The 21,290-nt window shown below is 48.2% G+C and carries 13 protein-coding genes; 4 read left to right on the top strand and 9 right to left on the bottom strand.

From position 1 onward, the window contains the following. Nucleotides 1–29: 29 nt before the first annotated feature. Nucleotides 30–890 carry a LysR family transcriptional regulator gene (locus tag MKZ13_RS04560; RefSeq protein WP_339182153.1) on the bottom strand — a complete coding sequence of 287 codons (861 nt, stop codon included), beginning with the start codon at nucleotides 888–890 and terminating at the stop codon, nucleotides 30–32. 181 nt (nucleotides 891–1,071) lie between these two features. Between MKZ13_RS04560 and MKZ13_RS04555 the strand changes: the two genes are divergently transcribed. The 4 genes from MKZ13_RS04555 to MKZ13_RS04540 all read left to right on the top strand — a co-directional run bounded on the left by MKZ13_RS04555 (nucleotide 1,072) and on the right by MKZ13_RS04540 (nucleotide 4,092). Beyond that, on the top strand, nucleotides 1,072–2,061 hold the full coding sequence (locus tag MKZ13_RS04555; RefSeq protein WP_339182150.1) for a zinc-binding dehydrogenase: 990 nt from the start codon (nucleotides 1,072–1,074) through the stop codon (nucleotides 2,059–2,061). A gap of 393 nt (nucleotides 2,062–2,454) precedes the next feature. Continuing rightward, complete coding sequence (locus tag MKZ13_RS04550; protein WP_100527706.1) at nucleotides 2,455–2,673, top strand: bacteriocin immunity protein; 219 nt, start codon at nucleotides 2,455–2,457, stop codon at nucleotides 2,671–2,673. A gap of 27 nt (nucleotides 2,674–2,700) precedes the next feature. Next, a complete protein-coding gene (locus MKZ13_RS04545) occupies nucleotides 2,701–3,228 on the top strand; it encodes a hypothetical protein (RefSeq protein ID WP_339182147.1) in 528 nt (175 codons plus the stop codon). Nucleotides 3,229–3,303: 75 nt separating this feature from the next. Next, on the top strand, nucleotides 3,304–4,092 hold the full coding sequence (locus tag MKZ13_RS04540; RefSeq protein ID WP_017690511.1) for a formate/nitrite transporter family protein: 789 nt from the start codon (nucleotides 3,304–3,306) through the stop codon (nucleotides 4,090–4,092). A 167-nt stretch (nucleotides 4,093–4,259) separates the two neighbouring features. Here the strand turns inward: MKZ13_RS04540 and MKZ13_RS04535 are convergent, their stop codons facing one another. The 8 genes from MKZ13_RS04535 to nirB all read right to left on the bottom strand — a co-directional run bounded on the left by MKZ13_RS04535 (nucleotide 4,260) and on the right by nirB (nucleotide 21,095). Beyond that, on the bottom strand, nucleotides 4,260–5,246 hold the full coding sequence (locus MKZ13_RS04535) for a WXG100 family type VII secretion target (protein WP_339182143.1): 987 nt from the start codon (nucleotides 5,244–5,246) through the stop codon (nucleotides 4,260–4,262). A 45-nt stretch (nucleotides 5,247–5,291) separates the two neighbouring features. After that, on the bottom strand, nucleotides 5,292–5,762 hold the full coding sequence (locus MKZ13_RS04530; protein WP_339182141.1) for an acetyltransferase: 471 nt from the start codon (nucleotides 5,760–5,762) through the stop codon (nucleotides 5,292–5,294). Between the two features lie 148 nt (nucleotides 5,763–5,910). Then, nucleotides 5,911–7,479 carry a glycoside hydrolase family 30 beta sandwich domain-containing protein gene (locus MKZ13_RS04525; RefSeq protein WP_339182139.1) on the bottom strand — a complete coding sequence of 523 codons (1,569 nt, stop codon included), beginning with the start codon at nucleotides 7,477–7,479 and terminating at the stop codon, nucleotides 5,911–5,913. A gap of 146 nt (nucleotides 7,480–7,625) precedes the next feature. Continuing rightward, on the bottom strand, nucleotides 7,626–10,337 hold the full coding sequence (locus MKZ13_RS04520; RefSeq protein WP_339182136.1) for a glycoside hydrolase family 3 C-terminal domain-containing protein: 2,712 nt from the start codon (nucleotides 10,335–10,337) through the stop codon (nucleotides 7,626–7,628). Between the two features lie 662 nt (nucleotides 10,338–10,999). Further along, nucleotides 11,000–15,970 (bottom strand): DUF4132 domain-containing protein, encoded by a 4,971-nt coding sequence (locus MKZ13_RS04515; protein WP_339182133.1) that lies wholly within the window; start codon nucleotides 15,968–15,970, stop codon nucleotides 11,000–11,002. A 24-nt stretch (nucleotides 15,971–15,994) separates the two neighbouring features. Beyond that, entirely contained in the window at nucleotides 15,995–16,414 is a 420-nt protein-coding gene (locus tag MKZ13_RS04510; RefSeq protein ID WP_339182131.1) for a hypothetical protein, read from the bottom strand. A 343-nt stretch (nucleotides 16,415–16,757) separates the two neighbouring features. Then, nucleotides 16,758–18,890: a molybdopterin oxidoreductase family protein gene (locus MKZ13_RS04505; RefSeq protein WP_339185332.1), complete on the bottom strand. Its 2,133-nt coding sequence runs from the start codon at nucleotides 18,888–18,890 to the stop codon at nucleotides 16,758–16,760. Nucleotides 18,891–18,911: 21 nt separating this feature from the next. Then, on the bottom strand, nucleotides 18,912–21,095 hold the full coding sequence (gene nirB, locus MKZ13_RS04500; RefSeq protein WP_339182129.1) for a nitrite reductase large subunit NirB: 2,184 nt from the start codon (nucleotides 21,093–21,095) through the stop codon (nucleotides 18,912–18,914). Nucleotides 21,096–21,290: the final 195 nt, after the last annotated feature.

The following is a 21,290-nucleotide window of genomic DNA, read 5'->3' as shown; positions in this document are numbered from 1 at the left end:
TTTTCATAAACGGACTTTTGAACGACCTCTCATAGTTCTGGTTCTGTAATAATCTCAACCAATGCGCTGAGCGCACTAGATATATGTTCACCACGGGAATACACAAATCCTACTTCCAACCGGCAATAGGGATCAGGCAAAGACATCACCGCGATCTCGCCTCTTGATTCTGCTTTGGTAACCGAAGAACGTGGCAGCAATGATACACCGAGCCCGGCAGATACACCATTCAGAATAGTGTCCAGTGTTCCATATTCCATGATGTTAAGCGTGTGGATACCCTGATCTTTCAAAAAGGATTCCGCCTGATTGCGATGTGTGCATCCGATCTCAAAAAACAACATCGGCCTGGACAATAACGTGTACATCTCATGTGCTCCAGGTTCAGCGATCAACACCAATTCCTCGTCATACATCTTCATATAGTTCAGCTCAGGATGATCAATCGGGCCATATATTAAGGCTCCATGCAATTCATGTTGGATGACCTTCTGGTTCAGTTCATGGGTCCCACCCGTGACAAGCGAATGTTGTACTTCCGGGTAGCATGAAGTATATTCAGCCAAGAGCGGCGTCAGAAAAGTAGAAGCTGCTGTCTCTATGGCACCTAGACGAAGCATGCCCGCTGGTGGGTTACCCACTTGTGTGGCCTGCTCTGCTTCATATAATAATTCCAATATTCTATCCGCATACCCAAGCAGATTCTCGCCTGCTGGTGTAAGCGACATCCCCCGATTGGAACGATGAAATAGCGGTACTTGCAGTTGAGTCTCCAACTGTTTAATTCTTGTGGTTACATTGGACTGCACATAATTAAGTGCGAGCGCAGCTTTACTGATACTACCTTCGCGGGCAACCGCCTGAAATATTTTCAAATCACCTGCATCCATACCCTGATCACCTGCTCGTCGTTATATCGGCATTCTGCATCATCCGATTCATGCAAAGTGCTTATCTATTATTTTTAATGATACTGACAATCATTTTTGTTCATTTTACGTGAATCTGCTCCGTCTGTACAATGAGGCTCAGTAGTGAAATCTGGCTACACAGACAGGAGGAATATTGAACATGAAAACTATTGTCCATTCAGGCCAAAGCGCCCTTGCAGGTCTTCAATATACAGAGTCAAGCTCTCGGGCACCAGAAGCCGGGGAAGTGCAGATTCAATTAAAATCCGCTGGTATCAACCATCGGGATCTATTCATCATGGCAGGACGCGGAACCCAGGACACCCCGCTCATTCCCGGTTCCGATGGAGCAGGTATTATCGTAGCGATTGGCGAAAGCGTAAGAGGGTTCGCAATAGGAGATGAAGTCATTATCCATCCTACGCTCGGTTGGGAACATGCATCTGAAGTGCCGACCGTACCTGATATTGTTGGTGGCCCTACGGACGGAACGCTCGCACAATATATAACGTTGCCTGCTGCAAATGCCCTGCCTAAGCCAGCCCATCTATCCTGGGAGGAAGCAGGCGTGCTGTCCCTTTCAGCGCTGACGGCCTATCGCGCCTTATTTACTCGCGGTGTAATGAAGAAAGGTGAACATGTGCTCATTCCCGGTATTGGCGGTGGTGTAGCGACCTATGCTCTGCTCATGGCGGTTGCGGCTGGTGCCAAGGTGACCGTCACCTCCAGAAGTGAAGCCAAAAGAAATGAGGCACTGCGCTTGGGTGCTGCCCATGCACTGGATAGTCATGCCGATTGGTGTATGCAGAACGATATGGAACCTGTGGACCTCATCTTGGATAGCATCGGACAAGCCATGTTCCCAAAATATTTTGATATAATCAGACCAGGTGGACGTATCGTGATGTATGGTGCAAGCTCGGGGGATGATCTGACCGTACCCATTCGCTCTATCTTCTTCCCGCAGATCAATCTGATCGGCACCTCTATGGGCAGCCGTGAGGAGTTTATCCAGATGCTGCAATGGGTGGAGCAACATGACATACATCCTGTAATTGATAGTGTTTATCCGTTACAGGACGTAGCAAAAGCATTCGAACGCATGGAAAACGGCGAGCAGTTTGGTAATCTGGCTATCCTTATGGAGTGACATCTATTTTGAGATGGGCCTTCATGAATTGTTGAAAATTGATTTACGATAATGGGGTGAATCCATCTGACCCGTCTCGCTAAACGTATACTAATTGTTCTTATTGTTATTATCATTGTGGCCCAAATTCCTATGATAAAAGAAACCTTAGCCCGAGGAGTTACTACGTTATATGTGAAGATAAAGTATCCCGAACATTCCTTTCAATTCCAAGACTTCAACTACGAGTCTCATTTCGGGAACTATATCATTTCATATACTGATCAAGACGAACAACGCATTAGTCTGATGCTTGAGCCCAAATTTTTTCCGGTGCTCATTATATATGATCCTTTGAATCAGCCCATGAAAGACTAGTTAGTTCACACTATGAATCATTCAGGAGGTATCGATATGGACAATCGATTACATTTGGTAGAATTGGTTCGCAAACTGATGGACTCTGAAGGAACGGAAGCCGAGTTGGATGACATGTTGACGGAGCTACAGCAGCAGGTTCCACATGCGGAGATCAGTAATCTGATTTTCTGGGATGATCGAGACCTGACACCTGAACAGATTGTGGAAGAAGCCTTGGCTGCCCGTCCCATCCTGCTTCCACCCCAATCTTAATATTCTTCAGGAGGTGAACGATAGGATATGTCTGACATGTCTGATTTAAATCATAATAAAAACAATGAACACCCTGATTTTAACGAAATCAGCGGAGAAGAAAAACTACAGGCACTTCGTGATCTGATCGACCTAACCGATAATCACCTGACTCAGCAAGTTCTCGCTATTGGCATGGATACACACGAAGAGGATCTCATCCGTATCGAAGCTTGGCGGGCTTTAGGCATGGCGGGCTCCTCTGCTCTTCTGGGCGAAATCCTTCATGCTGCCGCGCAACTTGTTCGTGACTCAGAAGAAGATGAGGATATACAGAATTACGTCTTGCAAACGCTCGCTCTACTGCCCATCACAGAAGCCGAGATCCAATTGGCCCAGGAAGTTCTGGAGGGTAATGCCTACATATTAGTCAGAGGAGCGGCCTTTGCTATGCTTGTTGCACATCAACAAGTTAATGGCGCAGCATCCGCGCTAGAATCGCTTCAATCCGATCCTGATTTTGGCTCTTCTGCAATGCATGTACTGCATTCGAATCAAGGAAGTAATAATCAATAAACCAAGTTTAATCTCCCCAATTTCCATAATTTCGTTATAATGGTAAGCAAGACATCATGCTATTGGAGGAGAATTATGGAAACGGAAGCTTTACGCAACGTGGAACAACTAGCTTTGAAGAAACACAAGATATACAAACAAAGCTTAATCAGGTACCTTGCACGCTCCATGTTGGCCAGTATGTTTATCGGATTCGGCGTCATCGTGGCGTTTAAGACAGGTAACTTCTTTTATATGGAGCAGTCCCCGTTTACCTATCCGATGGCGGCAATCACGTTTGGCGCAGCCATTATTCTGATCGCCTATGGCGGGGGTGACCTGTTCACGGGCAATACGTTTTATTACACGTATGCGGCGCTGCGCAAGAAACTGCGCTGGTTCGAAGTGATCAAGCTGTGGATAGCGAGTTATAGCGGTAATCTGATGGGCGCAGCTGTGTTTGCCCTGTTAATCTACCTGACGGGATTATTCGATTCGTCTCAGGTGAATGGTTTTCTGTTAAGCGTGGTGGAACACAAGATGGAAGTTCCGACGATGCAGCTCTTTTTCCGGGGAATCCTGTGTAACTGGCTTGTATGTATGGCGTTCTTTGTGCCGATGTTCATGAAGGAGAATGGAGCCAAAATGTTTGCCATGATGCTCTTTGTGTTCTGCTTCTTCATCTCGGGATATGAGCACAGCATCGCCAATATGTGTACGTTCGCGATTGCACTTGTGCTGAATCACCCGGGGACGATCTCATTTGAAGGCGTGCTTCACAACCTGGTTCCCGTGACATTGGGTAATCTGGTGGGTGGTGTGCTGCTGATGGGCTTCATGTATTATGCGGTGAACAAACCGTTTCTGGATGAAGAGACTCATTAATCTTTGGCAAAAAAAGACCCCCTTACAGCCCGGTCATTAGACCGTGGCTAATCGGTAAGGAAAAACCAAAACACCCCGGCAACCTTCCCATCTCAGGGAGAAGATTGCCGGGGTGTTTTTCTATGGACAGGCTCACGGATAAGCAGCCTGCCAACCCGATCCGTGGCTTAGAAGTACTCCCGCCACGGCGTATATTCAATATCGTTGTCGCCGCGCGTGACCACGATCATATTCTCGATTTTGCCCGTGTCCTTATTGGTACGGTAGATCATCGTACGTGTCTCGCCTTCTTCAGGCACAGAGAACAGGAACTTGTCCGCGACGAAGGAAGAACCCAGTCCAGTGGCATGTTCTGTAAAGGCAGAGCCTGTCTTGCTTGCGAGCAGCAGACCAATACCGTAGGCTGTAGCCGTTTGGGCTGCTTTGCCAAAGAGATGCTCGCCTTGACTGGTGGTGTGCGTTTGCTCCGAATACTTATACTTTTCCGTATCTTTGCTATAGTCCACCACATTGCCCTGTTTATCCAGACTGATGGTGGTCGTTTCGCCCTTATCGCTTTTCACCTGATACGTACCCACGATGGAATCCTCGGTAATTTTCACCGTCTTGCCCGTATTGGGGTCAGTCTGATAGATTACATCTTCATACTGAAGCCGAATGATGTTCATGCTGGCCTGAATCTGCTGCGCCAGTTCTTCGTCACCCATCTCTTTGGCTTTCTTCAGCATTTCCTCATAGTTCTGATATTTCTCGGCATCCTTCTCATCCCATTCATCCATGTTCTTTGGTGGACCTGGCGTTTTGTCCAGATCATCGCCTTTATTTTTGCCCATGGTTGATAGCGCCCGCGCTGCGGTCAGCGCCGTCATGATTGCCTGGCTCACTGCCTCTTCATCTGTCGTGCGGAAACGCTCGGCAATCTTCTTAAGCTCCGACTGAATGGACAGAACCAGTTCCAGAACAGATTTCATCGTGCCTTGAGCCGTTGAATAATCGTTATAGAAGCGTTCTCGTTCCATGCCACCCCAGTTGCTGCGCATGACACTCATCTTGCCGTCCAATGTGGACATGAAGCCCGATAATTGCTGATGTGCCTGAGCGAACTGCGCACTGACCGTCTCCAGTTGTTCCGGTGTCACCTTGATCTGTGTCATCCTGCACACTCCTCATCCTGGTCATTTATAACTCGTGGTTATCCATTACGACAATCTCTCGGCCTCTTCCTGTTTGATCTCCAGATGCAACAGTGGAAACGGATTACCGGAACTATCCAATTCAGACCGCCCCATCTGTACAAATCCCATCTTTTCATAGAATCGGGCTGCCCCAGTATTCTGCTCATTAACATCCACCTTGAGGTGACGGCCTTTGATTTTGAAGGTATGGTTTATTAGCAGACGTCCCAGACCCTGTCCGTGCTGGCTCGGATCTACAAACAACATCTCGATAAAGTTATCATCCACACCAATAAAACCTACGGGTTGTTGCTCCGTATTCAGCGCTTCCCAAACCTCGACTTGCCTTTGTTGCAACACATCACTCACCACTTTTTTGTAGAACTGAATGTGATGCTCTTCCAAAAACGTATGGGTTGCCCGCACAGCACTCTCCCAGATCTCGACCAACTTGTCATGATCCTGTTCCCGATATGCAGCGACTAACATGTCCAACGTAATCTCCTTTTCTAGTAAAAGTAAAAGGTTATGTAAAAGCCCGATCCTGGGATCGGACTTGTTTAACACTTCAAATTTGAAATAACTCTACGTTTATTTTACCATGTCCATCATTCAATCTGTACCCGTAATTTCCAATCATGAGTCAACGTTCTCCCTCCGTTTTTGGCTTCCAACGGAAGGTTGCTGCCGATTGGGAAGGCAGTATATATCGAAACGAATCTCCATCTATGACTACATCAAAGGAAACTTCCGCCTCACCCGTGTTAGCTGCAACCAGCACCGTCGTTCCATCCGGATTGCGGAAGGTTACGTTCTCGAGCTGGCCCTGTTCTTGCGTAGAAGCAACTCTTATGGCTCCCGGACGTACATAACGGCTGATGTGGCCTAACGCATAATACTCGACATTTCTGATGATTTCATCACTGTCGGGGTCAATCGTCACAACCCCACGACAGTTCTCACAGCCACCGTTCGTGGGTCCACCTTGCGGATCAAGTGCGATGTTCCAGAGCAGCACATTTTTCGCCCAGTTGCGAGGTGCACCAATAATGAGATTGGACATCTGCCAGCTCAGATTCTCGCCAAAATCAGGACTCCACTCCCCACCACTACATTCGGTAAAATAGATATTTTTGTCCGGGAAGCGCTCATGCACTTCCGACATGACAGATGGATCACCTGCATAACAGTGAAAAGCAGATCCATCGATATAGGCAGCAGCCTGTTCATCACCAATCACCTTGCTGGTATATTCGACCGCCTGATCCCAGTTATGATCATACGCGATGATTCGCGTATCCAGTCCGGCATCCTGTAGCGCCGAGCCTAGATAATCCCGTATGAACATCGCTTGTTCTTCGGCGCCCATACTCATACTCGGATATTTATCCGAGGTGAACTCCGGTTCATTTTGCAACGTGATCCCGTAGATCGGAATGCCCTTTGTCTGATAAGCTTTGATATATTTCACAAAATATCTTGCGTACGCTTTGTACACCTGAGGATCGTTGTAATCCAGATACCAGCCGTTCGTGGTCTTCTCCCCATACTTCATCCAGGCCGGGGCCGTCCACGGGGTGCCCAGCACTTTAAGATCCGGTTTCAAACCAGCTACACGCTCCAGCATATTCACGACTTCCTGATCCTTTTCAATCGAAAAGTGTTCCATGTCATAATCTGTGCCCGACTCGATATCATCATAGGTATAACTTGAAGCCGCGCCTGATTCATCTACCGAATAATCGGAGGCACCAATCGTGTGACGCACCATATCCATATTCAGTCCTTCCGTCGTAAATAACTCCTTTAGCAATTGTTCTTGCTGTTCCGCTGGGAGCTCGTTGATCAGATGTGCCGATGAACCCGTCATCGCTGCGCCAAATCCATCCATAGTCTGATACGTCTTGTCCGAATCAATCTGTATGGTGAACGCCGACGAAGACGTGTCTGACTCCTGCGTTGAAGAAACTGAAGAACTTATGTCTGCATCATGGTGATCGATAATTGGAATGGGCTTCTGTGGTGTAAGCAGATTTTGCTGATCTCCCGTGGTTAACCAGACTTCGGCCGTTCTCTGTTTGTCCACAACCGGTGTCGGAGCGGGTTGTTCACTTCGGTTGAAGGTAAGCCCGATTCCTATACCGATACAACAAACAGCTGCGATCAACAGGATCATCCATCGTTTGGAATGCTCTCGCCAGCCTATGTTCATCACGCTTCACTATCCTTCCATTGTGGAAAAAGCCGCGGCCACTAGGCCACGACTCAATTTCCTAATCTATATAAAGTAGAACCAACTGCATTTGACACAAATAACTTCACTGGGAGAACAACTTTTCGATCTCCCTGATTGCACTTTTATTTACCAGACTTGCTTCCGATATTCACACTGCCTGTCAGACGAATATCATCCGATGCACTGCCGACATACACTTGAACTTTACCCTTAGGCATTACCCATTCATGTGATGCTTCATCCCAATAGGACAGTGCGCTGCGATCCAGTTGAATATTGACGCGTTGCTGCTTGCCTGCTTTGAGATCAACTTTCGCCCAGCCAGCAAGTTGCTTCTCTGGCGTTTCAACTTTGGTTGGCAGATTGCCGACATAGACCTGTACAACTTCTGCACCGGAAACTTTACCGGTATTACGCAGATTCAGGGATACTTCTACGGTTTCCTTATCACCTTTGCCAGTGTTTTTCACATGCAGATTACGATAATTAAAATCGGTATACGACAGCCCGTGTCCAAAGGCAAACGCCGGTGTCATGCCTTCTTTGTCATATCCTTTATACCCTACAAAGATACCCTCGGAATAGTTGCCCACCCCGTTAACACCCGGGAATTGTTCCGCAGTGGATACCGGGGTCTGGGAATCATCTGATGGGAACGTCACTGGCAACTTACCGGATGGATTCACATCACCAAACAGCACACGTGCCACTGCATTACCTTGTTCCTGACCTGCATACCAAGCCTGAACGATGGATGGCACTTCTTTTTGCCAGGAATCCATTTCAACAGCGCGACCACTCATTTGCACCACAATCGTTTTTGGATTGGCTGCTGCTACCTTGCGGATCAGCTGCTCCTGGTTATTCGGCAGCTCCAGGTCGGAACGGTCGACGTAACCTTCACTGTCATACGTACGAGTTACCACGACGGCAACATCGGATTTTTTCGCCAGATCAACTGCTTTTTGCATTTTGATATCCACAGCGTCTTCTCGAGCTTCCCAGCCAAAACGAACCTGTGCACCCATATCATGATTAGTCTGTACCGGGAAATCCGTACGATACTCAATTCGAATATTGTGGGACTCGCCTTCTTTGAATGTGATTTCTTTCTTTGTTGTACTCAATGTTTCACCTTGATTGTCTACGAGTAACTCATCATCCACATACAGTTTCGCAGAACCCAGACTGGTCAGAGACAGTTTGTAATCACCTGTTTGAGGTGCTGTGATCGCCCCTGTCCAACGAGCAGACATCTTGGCATTGAACTTCGTTGGTGTCACTGGAAGCTTGGAAGATTGTGCGTTAAAACCTTCATAGTTGTAGAATCCAAGATTCATGTTGACCTGATGATCTGTACGGACCAGAGATGGGTCACCCTCCATATCTTTATTCGTCCAGTATTCAGCACGCAGACCGTATTCCGCACGATCTGTACCATAGTCTCTTTCACTTTCCTGAGCATCCGCTGGTGATAAAAGAGTAGAAGGTACGGCGGATGGTCCATTAAATGCATCCCCTGCGGAGATAGGATCGGTTCCGGCAGCATATTTTACATCCACACCGTTACCGGCACGGTTACGAATGCCTTGAAGTGAACTTACGGTATACGTCGGATTAACCAGACTGCTACCTCCACCAGCAGCAGATGCGTTATCTGCATCCGGACCGATGACAGCGATGGATTTCACGTTTTTCTTGGACAGCGGCAGCACATTATCGTTGTTTTGCAAAAGAACCATGCTCTCTTCTGCAATTTCACGTGCCTGTTTGCCGTCTTTCTTGGCATTGATTTGTGTATTCGTTACAGGGTTATCGAACAGCCCTTTATCGAACATTTGAAGCAAAATGCGTCTAACCTTCTCATCAATGGTTTGCTCGCTGACTTCGCCATTGTTCACGGCTTCCAGCAATTTGTCTCCCCATTTGCCGTAAGGCTCTCCCGGTGTCTCCAGATCCAGACCCGCATTGGCGGATTTGGCTGTGCTGAAGTTTGCACCGTAGTCACTCATGACAAACCCTTCGAAGCCAAACTGATCCCGAAGGACATTGGTCAGCATCTCCTTGTTCTCACAAGCATATGTACCGTTCACCTGGTTAAATGAACACATTGCTGAACCAAGATCCGCTTTTTCGACCATCGCCTGGAACGGACGTGCATAGACTTCCTGAATGGCACGTTCGCTGGCTGTTGCATTGGTCGTGAAACGTTCCGTCTCCTGGTTGTTCAGGATATAGTGTTTCGCTGTAGCGATAACCGGATTACTTTGAATCCCATTCACATACGCTGCACCCATACCGGAAGCCAGTAGCGGATCTTCCCCCAGAGATTCGAAGTTCCGGGAACCCCATGGTGTACGTGCAATATCCAGTCCAGGGCCGAGCACTACATTATGTGTTGTATCATGTGCTTCCTGACCGATCAAATCGCCATATTTCTTGGCAAGATTGGTATCCCAGGAAGCGGCAAGCGCGATGGGTGCAGGCAATGCCGTGGACTTTTTGTCCTGCACATCCGGGTTAGCCACACGTACCCCTGCAGGTCCATCTGCCATCTGTAATGCCGGAATGCCGAGGCGCTCCAATCCATCATTATAGAAACCATAATAGTTATTTACTTTACCAGTTACGAATCCAACTTTCTCCTCCAGCGTCATCTCCTTGAGCAGCAGCTCGGTGCGTTCTTCCGCAGATAGAGATGTGTTCATCCATGGCCGATCAGTCCCGGATTCCGCCTCCGCGGCGAAGGCGTGTAGCGGCATAGCCGCAACCGCCACGATGATTAATAACATAAACCATCGTTTGAGGAAAATCAGATTGAGTCTTCTGTTCATGTTGTAAGCTCTCCTTCTCTCTTGATCATTTTTCTTGTGCACACATTGAATACATGTATACAAGGGAATGCAAACTGGCTTGATCCCAGTCTTTCAAGCATTCAGGTCGTCCTGCACATGGCTTCCGAAACTGCAGCCTGCAAGCAAGTCAGCAGATTTCGCTTCCTAACGATAGCCGACATGATCATGAATTACATCCCCTTAAATTTGGTAAATGATCGATAAGAACAAGCCTAGTTCTTTGGAATCACCACATCAAAAATTCAGATAACAAGATAAGAAAACGAATTATTTACATTTCCGTAACTACTTTAGAACAGATTCTTTACTTTTAAAAACAGTCGGTTCGACCCACTCCCGTTCAACCAATTAATGCAATTAATTATCAGATTAAGGAATATACCCACACACCCTGGGTCCTAAGTCTATTTGAAAACGGAACCAATCCGGTCCATTGAAATATCCAAAAATATAAAAGCAACTGAAGTCCCTTTTAACAGGTTCCTCCGTTGCCTTTATGTTTGGATTTCTCCATATTGTTCACTCCGTCCATGATTATTTGTTCTACACTCGTTATATTGAGATTCGGAGTTACATTGAAAATCGGGGTTACAAATAAAAAAACCGCCCCACGGGGCGGTTTAAATCTAGTTCGTTCATTTCTAATTCTGTAACTGTGCAAGAATCTGCGGGTCCTTGATCTTTTTGTCATCGGCGAGCAACATCACCTTGGACAGAATCTCAGCTGTTCTCGGATCTTCATCGAGGAATGGCAGGAAAATTCGACCCCGATGCTGACTGTGCACCGGTACGATATGAAGTGCACCTGTGGCTTGTTTGAACACATTACCACTCCCCAGATGAACAGCATACTCACCCAATTCACCATCAATTCGTGCGTAGTTCCCGTCCAGACGTACATTGTCGATCTTCAGCAGACGCAACGACTCGGTCACAATGACGTGGCGCATCTCGATTGTTGTCAGGCTGGCTTCCGGATCTACGCCTCCTACATGTGCAACGCTGACCACCAGATCGATATCACGCATGACTTCGGAGAAGAACGTCAGCGGCACATCTTGCAGCGCTACAGGTTTGTAGCTCTTGCGATCGTAGAACTGCACCGTCTCCAAGGTAGGCGCCTCGGTATCTGCTGGTGAGAACCAATCTGCCATGGCATAGAGATTCGCGATCAGATTGTGCTCATAACTTACCTTCTGCAGACCTTCCTCATAACTGACAGTCCATTGGCGTCCTTTAAGCAGAGCTACTGCTTTTTTCGGTTGAATCTGATACCCGGCATATCGGCGGGACACCGTACCATTAGCCAATTCGTCCTCGTTAGGAAGATACAGCTCACGGAATACCTGCTTGAACGGCTGACGCTCCTGACGGGTGAACAGATCCCGCTGGAATTCACTCCAGCTTCCGTTCTGATACAGATGAAGCGGGTGAGCTATCAACAGTTGATCTTGTTCCGCTAATGCATGGATCGTACCCTCCAGCCCTGGAGCAACCAAACCACTGGACGATACATCGAATCTTCCCGTCTTGTCACCTGACTGGAATACAAGTGTTCTTACCAGCGGATGTATAACCGGATTTTGCATCAGACTCGCAATTTCCTCACGTGTAAAGGATGTTCCAGCAGTCATCGAACGTTCCAATTCCTGCCTTGCCCGTCGATACTGATCCACCAGATCCGTTTTTAGCTCTTTCAGTTCAGCGATATATCCATCCTTTTTGAACCGGGCAGGTACAGACTTGAGTGTCTTCCCTTTGCTAACGATAACCATCTCGGGTTGGCCTTCCTCATCGATGACCAATTGTGCTGTCGTGTCAGCATCCAATGCATGAGGTTCAAAGAAAGATTTCATCTCATCCAACTTGCGTGCTTCCATGTCCCACATCAGCCGCGTAACATCAGCATAACCTGCATTACGAGCAAGATTGCCCAGTGCAATCTGTGATGCCACACCTTCACTGGCGCGGCGTTGTGCACCGAATTGTTTGCTCTGCATCAGGAACTTCTGAATGAAGTCGTATCGCTCACGCAGATCCTGTTCGCGATTTACAGCGAATGGAATCAAACTGTAGGTTAACAAATGATCCTTGTTTCGCTTGTCTGACACGGACTCACGCATATCGTCCAGTCGAAGCTTACCCAGTGCAGCATCTGCGAACAATTGGGATCTGCGGTGGTTAGATCCCCCGGAAATGTACTTGGCACAATCGTATAACAGATTGAATCGTTCCTCTCCGACATCAGCATAGGCTTCTTCAAACCACGTGATATCAAACGCACCTTCGTTAAAGTCCTGTGGTGAGATTGGAGAATAGTGGGCCACGATGGTTTCTTTCTCCGCAGTAAAGCGTTCATTAATATGAGCATGGAAGTACCAGGCTGCACTGCGTAGACCTTCCCATCCCAGATGTTTCGCAACAATCTCCATCCACTGTGGTGCGTACATGGCTGCTTCCAGCAATTTTTTCTCATTCACCGGATACTTCTGGAGCAACTCTCCAAGACGCTTCTCATCTTCTCCATCCCGTGGATGACAATTCTGAATCAGATAGCTGAACGTCTCTTTACGTGTTGTGTTGTCCCCATAGCTATAGATATATCCACGGACAAATGTATCCTGATCCATCGCAGAGACCAGATGTACCCAGTGTTCCATGTCTTCAATTCGATTCAGCTTCATGGCAAGTGTACTTACTTCTGTGGATAGTTCACCCCGAGTAAGCTCGATCTCCAGAATCCGGTTAACGACTGTATCTCGTAAGTGAATCAGCTTTGGATCACTTGCGATCCCTTCTGTACGAGTGGATGTTATGTCTCTAACAAACAACAGACGATTCGCACCGACCAGCAGCTGACGATATATCTCCTGTTCACCAATCAGATTCAACTGGTACGCACGCAGGAAATCTTCAAGTGACAGTAAAGACAGCGGCTGATTACTCTCTACAAGACTGGTGAACTGGTAAGCCGTCTGGAAGAACCGTCTGAAGCTGTTATCGTCATGGATTTTGCCCCGAACCACATAATTCCAAGGTCCAGTCAGAATATGAAGCATGCCTGACTCTTTCTCGAGTTGATCAGCAGGCATACTCGCGATGATAGAAGCCCAGGTTCTCTCAGCTATCTCAAACGTGTCGATTGGATCGCTATCCAGAAATGCCGCCGATATCAGCGCCACTACCTGATCCTTATACGTTAACGAATCCAGCATCTGCTGCAGCTTTTCGATGTCATCCAGAGGATAGATCTGTTCGGCAAACGACTTGCGCCAGCCTTCCAATAACGGAATCTTATGCAATTCGTCATAGTCATACTGCTCACGGAAATAACTGTAATGGTCGCTCAAATTGCCATTGAACTCCCGGAGCTGTATTGTCATGTATAGCTGCATCAGTTCCACACTGCTGAACCCGGCATGTTGAATATAGTTCTCCCATACGTCATGAAGCGGAAACTGTTCCATCTGCTTCATTTCATTCCGCTCTCCATATGGAACCTTGGAGCGAAGACTCGCTCCGACTAACAACGTGTCTTTGTAGCCAGCATAGTACTCCACTTCATACTCATAATCCCTGTGTTCATGCACTAATTCACTAAGTCCCTCCAGAAATGGTCTGGTCTTATCCAGAGAGAGTGTAAAGATATCCTTCGGATTATGGCCCTTGAGGTCACGCTTCTCATCCAGCAATAGCTCACGTCGCTTCGGATCGAATAAACCAAATCCATTAGAGGCTGTGTAACGACTCCCCTGATCGGTCAGCTTATCCAGTAGTTTCTGTTCCTTGGCAGTGGCTGTCTCAATCAGCTGCGCCAATGGCTGCAATGCCTCCTGCTGATCTATCCGTTCTGGATCTGCCGCAATCTCGGTCAGTAGTTCGAGCGCGCCCAGACGCTGCAGTTCACTCTTGGCTTGCAAAAGTCGCTTCAGTGAGACCGTCAATTGGTCCACGGGTTGCAGTAACAGTACATGGATGACCTTCTGACGAAGTGAGCCCGTCTTGAGCTTCATCAACGCCTCCATCTGTTTCATCTCTTCAACCGTCAACGTGAGCAGCTTCGCCTTGGCGAGTGCACTCTCCCGATTACTGATGCTTTTATCAGACAAGCTCTCAAACACAAATTGTCTTTGCACCTCATTCTCGGGATGCTGAACAAACTGGGACAGCAGTTCTCCGCGTAGTTCCGGGCTTAATCGGTCCTTGATTGCAATAACTTCACCAATCCATTCCGGGTTCATATCATAGGCGGCCAGATATAACATTTTCTTGACTACATCATCCGTATCAATCCGGTAGTGAACATACTCAAGTACACCCGATGGTCCACCTGACCCGCCTTTGGGAATGGCAGACAGCATCTGTTTGAACCGATCAAAGTCCTGACGCCGCAAGGCCTTATCTCCCAGAGCAGGCAATGGCCACACGTAGACGCTACGCTGATTCTCTCCATTCTCAAAACTCCAGTTGTACATATACATCGCATCATAGTTGGTCACAATCCAGTGCATCAACTCGGTATCCTGCGCCTCCAGATAACGACGTGCAATGTCCAAACGCAGCTCTCTGTTCTGGCTGTTAGCCAGTACGTATTGGGCAACAATCTTCTGATATAGCTGACCTTGATCCATAATCTCGATTATCTTGCTCTTCAATTCCTTCTCTTCAATGACCGCTGTCGCCCACAGACTGATAAAGAGTTTGTTGGCGTTTGCTTCCTGCTGCCAGGCCTCGCGTACTTCTGGTTGCACAAGCGCCTGATATGCTTGTTCAATCAACTGTGCGGCAATACGCTGGTTGGCTGCTTCTATGCCGATCCCCGTCCATACGGCGAGTGCTCTTACCACGGAACTGAAACGAATCAGGTTGTTGTCGATAATGATTTTTAATATGTAAATATAGGCTTCCAGTGTCCCTTCATCCATCCGCTCCACAATGCTTTGGCGCAGCCCTTCCTGCAACCTTGCTGCAACGAGCAGCTCACCCACCATCTGATAGGCATCCGCCTGATCGCTCATGAATATGCCTTTGATCATTTCATGGGTTAACAGTGCAGTCTGATTGTCACCATAGATAATATCGTGCAGTGCCTGCTTCATATCCCCGCCCGCATGGTCCAGTTCATATGCAATGCAATCCGGCAATACCGAACGGATCTCATGCAGATAATCCAGCTTGTACTCACGAAGTGACACATATTCTTCTAGGGAGAAATTTTTCATTTCCATTCGGAACAATCCCATCAGTTTGCGAATGACCTGTTCTACATGCTGCTCCGGATCAGATGTGCGGAAAGGCCGGCGTTCATAGTTGTTACTGTATGGGAAACGAGTCGCACGCTCTGCAATATAACGGAATCGTGCAACCAATGACTCGCTCGCCAGATGCTGGAGCACATCCAACAGTGGCTCGAATAATGGTTTCTGCGTTTCTGCAGCCAGCCTTCCAAGCAGCTTATCAGTATTCAAAAACATCTTTTCGTCTCCACGCAAATACGTAGACCCGGCGATCTCCACAACATAGCCTGCCAGCTCAAGCTGTACCCCTGTCAACGACTTGGCTCTTTCCTGCAATCCATCCATATACACCTGTACTTGCTCTTCCTGATTCATCCTGTTCTCCTCCTTCATCGCTCTCTACCAAAGACGTCCCGCAAGCATTGTAAAACGGATAAACACCACGTTATCTCCGTCTTTTACAACAAGTGACTCATCCAGTTCCTGCAATTCTTCATCGTTGAGAAACACTTTGTACAACCCATCCTCATAGGCGGTTATCGCTGTCTCCATCGCAACATTCAGATCTGGAACACCCTCATTGTATACTGCGCCAAACCCGACTTTCCCCGCCGCTCCCTGCACCTCAATCTCATCCTGCATCAGGTAGGCGAGCAATTCTGTCTGTTGTTTCTTGTCCTGAAGAGCTTTTACTTGCAGAGTCACCATGTTCTCAATGAGCTGCCTTAACGTATGAGTTGTTTCCGGAAGTTCGGCAGCTTGCTTGGCAAGTACCGGCTTGCGTTTGCCCAGACTTTTTACCGTTATCCATACGTTCACTGTCTTGCCCCCTCTGTCCTGCCCTATTTGAAGAAGCTTCCATAAGCCCCGATATCTATACCACAATGCGGAATAACCTAAACTCGAAGTGACGATCTGTCTCTAAATAAAATATAAAATACGTACATATGTACCCCTAATGAACATCATAACTAAAATTCAATCCATATTCATGAGCCAATCCTCATGTTTACGTGGAACCACGGAACTATGGCCTACTTGCGTACATATACGCAAAAAAAGCCGCACAGTCTCATATAAATATGGACTGCGCAGCCGCTAAGCTAATATTAGAGTAGCTTATGACGCCTGAGAACCTTTAATAAATTGAAACCTGTATGAATCATCTAACCAAGCGCAAAGGTCGAATGGTTACAGCCGCTGTCTTGAACCCAGGCATCCGGCAGAACGGATCTAGCTCTGGTCTGGTGGCCCGATTCACATTCTGAATGCCGCCCCAATGCATCGGCACGAACAAGGTATCCTCCCGAATCGAATCTTTGATGCGCGAACGAACCGTAAAGCTTCCGTACGTCGATTGAATCTCTACCCACTCTCCATCGTGAATACGATAACGGGCAGCGGTAGCTGGGTGAAGTTCAACAAAGTTCTCCAATTCACGAGCTGCCAGTGCCGGACTTCGATGTGTCTGCACCCCTGTAAGATAATGAGGCAGCACACGCCCATTGGTGAGAATTAGGGGGAATTTCAGCGATACATCATTCCATCCCAGGCTGGATTCAAATGTGAATGCTGCTTTGCCGTCTGGGTGAGCAAATCGTTCACCGAACAGTAGTCCTTCTCCCTGATCCTCCAGGGCAGAACACGGCCAGTACACCCCTTTCTCGTTACGCAAACGCTCATAGGAAATGCCATAGTAATCAGCAACTCCGCCACGACTCGCCACCCGAAGCTCATTAAAGATATCCTCAGCAGTGTCATATTCAAAGTAAGAAGCTTTACCCAATTGCGCGGCAATCCGGCATAATATATCCCAATCATCAAGCGTTTCTCCCGGCGCAGGTCGCCCCTGTTCACGGAGCAGAACACGCCCCTCCAGATTGGTCAGTGTACCTTCATTCTCCATATAAGATGTAACCGGCAGAACCAGATCAGCCATGCGCGCTGTCTCCGACAGAAACATATCTGCCACGATCAGAAAGTCCAGCTTGCGCAGACCTTCTTCCACCAAACGCACATTGGGATTGGAGACGACCGGGTTGGAGCCCATTACGAGCAACGCCCGAATCTCCTGATCATGGACCTTCTCCATCATCTCGTAGGCGGATACCCCTTTGCCTGGTAAACTTGCAGGGTCCACGCCCCAGACGGATGCCACATAGGCACGATCGGCTTCATTTTCAATGGATCGATAGCCCGGCAGCTGGTCAGCCTTCTGCCCATGCTCCCGTCCGCCCTGCCCGTTCCCCTGACCTGTGATGGCACCATATCCGCAGCCTTCTCTACCAATTTTTCCAGTTGCCAGCACCAGGTTCAAAAAGTGTCTCACTGCCATATGTCCATCCGTCTGCTGCTCTACACCACGTGCTGTCATGATCATGCCTGTCTCTGCCTCACCGTAAGCCATCGCCGCCTGACGAATCAGCGCCAGATCAACCCCGCACGCTTGTGCCGCCTGTTCGAGTTGCAGATCAGCCAACCCTTGTATCAATTGCTCGTAACCATGCGTTCGTTCGCCTATAAAATGAGGATCCACCAATCCGGCATCCATAATCACCTTCAACATGGCATCCGCTAGCAGAGCATCCATGCCGGGCTTCACCTGCAAATGAAGGTCGGCAATGGCAGCGGTTGCCGTCTTGCGTGGATCAATAACAATAATGAAGGCTCCGTTCTCCTTCGCCTGATTAAAGTATGGCAGAAGAGTAGGTTGGCATTCTGCAATATTGGTACCTGCAAGTACAATGCAGCCTGCCTTGGGAATATCGGACAGACGGAACGTCAATCCACGATCCATCCCGAACACTTTACTGCCAGCTGAAGCCGCAGCTGACATGCAGAACCGTCCATTATAGTCGATATATTTTGTCCCCAATGCAACTCTGGCGAACTTGCCGAGCAGATAGGCTGTTTCATTTGTCAAAGATCCGCCTCCGTAGACTCCGACTGTATCTGCTCCGTATGAATCTTTCAAGTCCAGAAACCGCTCTGCGATGGTCTGAATGGCCTCCTCCCAGGAACAGGATTCAAGCTCGCCATTGCGACGAATGAGCGGATGCATTAATCGTTGACCACTGAGCGCATGTTGATGAGCATTCATACCCTTCACACACAACCTGCCCTGGGAGGCTTCATTCGGAACACCCTGAACCGTATACTCACCACGACGCTGGCCCGCAACAGGTGCAGCCAATTCTTCAACAGTCATCTTGCACTGCACACTACAATACGGACACTGGGTTTCCTTTACATAGAGCTTGGAGGCTGTTGGTTCTGAACTCACGGATAATCCCATCTTTCCATCCCCGCCTTTCATCTATATATCAGCTTGAAGTGTAGCTGCCAGTTCCTTCTGTAACTGGTCATCCAGCAGCGTTTCCCGAATGGACATGAATCCCAATCGTTCCGTCCATGCCCATAACGGCTCATCATACCAAGCGGTTTGGCGATACCATTGAAGGCAGGCTGATGCGAGTGCTGCCGCTTGTACCTCTGTTTCAGCCACCCCGAGCAAGCCACCTTGTTTGACCGGATGTTCTGCATGACCGCCTGCATAGATCTCCCAACCAGCTGGTGAAGCCAGCAAGCCAATATCCTGCACCAGTGCGCTCACCAACGAACCAGGCCCTGGTGCAACGCCCATATTTACCGGCGACGGCATCGCAGCACCGATCCAACTCGCACGAAGCTGTGCAGCCAACCCTCTGGCATCTCTTGCATAGGATGAAATCGGGATCTGATCATCCCAGCGTACCTGAACCTCTGAGTGACCTTCGATCTCATCATCCCTTGAAAGTTCAGCCTGATTTCCATTCCGTTTAACTATCCGATATTCCTTATTCATGATCTCTCTGTCATTAATCGATCGATTGGATACCTGTAAGTAATAGTCGATCACAGGACGACATACCACGCAGCCAAACTCCGAACCCCAACCCTGCTTCTGCAAGATCAAAGATTTGTCTGGTAGGTCTATCTCCATAACAACGATGTCATCCAGCATTTCCTTCAGTTCTGCATGCCCAAGCTCCGTACAACTGCACACAGGCATTGGAGCAGGTTTATCCGGTGTGGCGACCACTCCAGTACCCCCGTTATTTTTCAGATTATGCGTATGTTTCAACAGTGCAGCCACCATCGGGCGACAGCCACCACATGAACCAGAAGCCTTCGTCTGTTCCTTCACCTGATCTGCCGTCTCGAGACCCTGTTCCTGAATAGCTTTCATAATGGCAGCCTTGGTCACATTGTTGCAAGCACATACGGTTTCCTGAGCGAGTAATGCCGCAGCAGCCATCTCAGCCGGGTCCGGGGCCCCTTCACGCGGAGCCAATTCCGCTACATCCGCACCTCGTTGCACCAGTCCAAGCAAAGCCGTCCCTTCGGTTGTATCTCCAAATAAAATGGCGCCGCGCACTTTGCCAGCCTGCATCAGTACTTTTTTATATGTGCCTTGAATGCCATCCAGATGTTGAATTGCAGTCTGTATGCCTTCCCCACTGATCTCACCCGCCGAGAAAACATCAACCCCCGATACCTTCAACTGTGAGTAGGGAATAGATCCTTTATATTCAGGCGTTTCCTGACCACAGAGCGTACGTGCGAGCACTTTCCCCTGCTCATATAAAGGAGCCACCAGCCCATAACTGATTCCCCGATGTTCGGCACATTCCCCAACTGCGTAGATATCCGGTACACTGGTGCGCATATAGTCATCTACCATAATTGCCCGATTCGTAGCGATTCCGCTTCGTCTAGCCAGGTCCACATTCGGCCGAATCCCAACAGCGACAATGACAACCTGAGCTTCAAGCTTGGAACCATCTGTAAAGAGCAGCCCCTGCGCCTGCGATCGTCCGGTAATTTTCTGCGTATTTTTAGCCAAAAGAAAGGACATGCCCTGCCTTTCGAGTTCCTCCTGAAGCATCGCGGCAGCCTTCTGATCCAACTGCCGGTTCATAATGTAAGGTGCGTTATGGACCACCACAGCTTCCATGCCCAGATGCAGCAACCCGCGTGCAGCCTCCAGCCCAAGCAATCCACCACCAATGACGGCGGCCTTGCGATAGGTTTTGGAATAATCAGACATGCGCGTACAATCGTCAATCGTTCGGAAGGACATGACCCGCTCTTTATCAATTCCCGGAATCGGTGGGATAAAAGGTGAAGACCCTGTCGCCAGAATCAGGACATCATAGGTTTCTTTTAGTCCGGATTCCGTCTCTATATATTTTCCACGGGTATCAATGCGGTGCACCGTCTCACCTGTACATAGCCGTATTTGATGCTCGGCATACCAGGTCCAATCATTGATAATGATATCCTGTAACGAATGCTCACCCTGCAATACTTTCGATAGCATGATCCGATTGTAGTTGGGACGGGGTTCATTACCGTAAATTACAATCTCATACGTATCAGGCTCCAGTGCGATAATCTCTTCGACACACTTCACTCCAGCCATGCCATTCCCGATAATCACCAGTTTGCTTCTGCTCATGGGCTGCCCCCTATCTCTCTCACTCCTGAAAATAAACAGAAAAATCCCTTCTCCATGATTCGGAAAAGGGCACCGTTGCCTCCGGAATCCACACGCCATTGTGTGGATTCATATTAGATTCAGATTAAGGGAATCTCAAACATATGTCAACTAAATTAACATCATAAATGTAGAATACGATTAAAAAATGAATTA

It is taken from the genome of Paenibacillus sp. FSL R5-0701, from assembly GCF_037973995.1.
Taxonomy (GTDB): domain Bacteria; phylum Bacillota; class Bacilli; order Paenibacillales; family Paenibacillaceae; genus Paenibacillus.
This window is presented reverse-complemented; position numbering and strand designations above follow the sequence as displayed.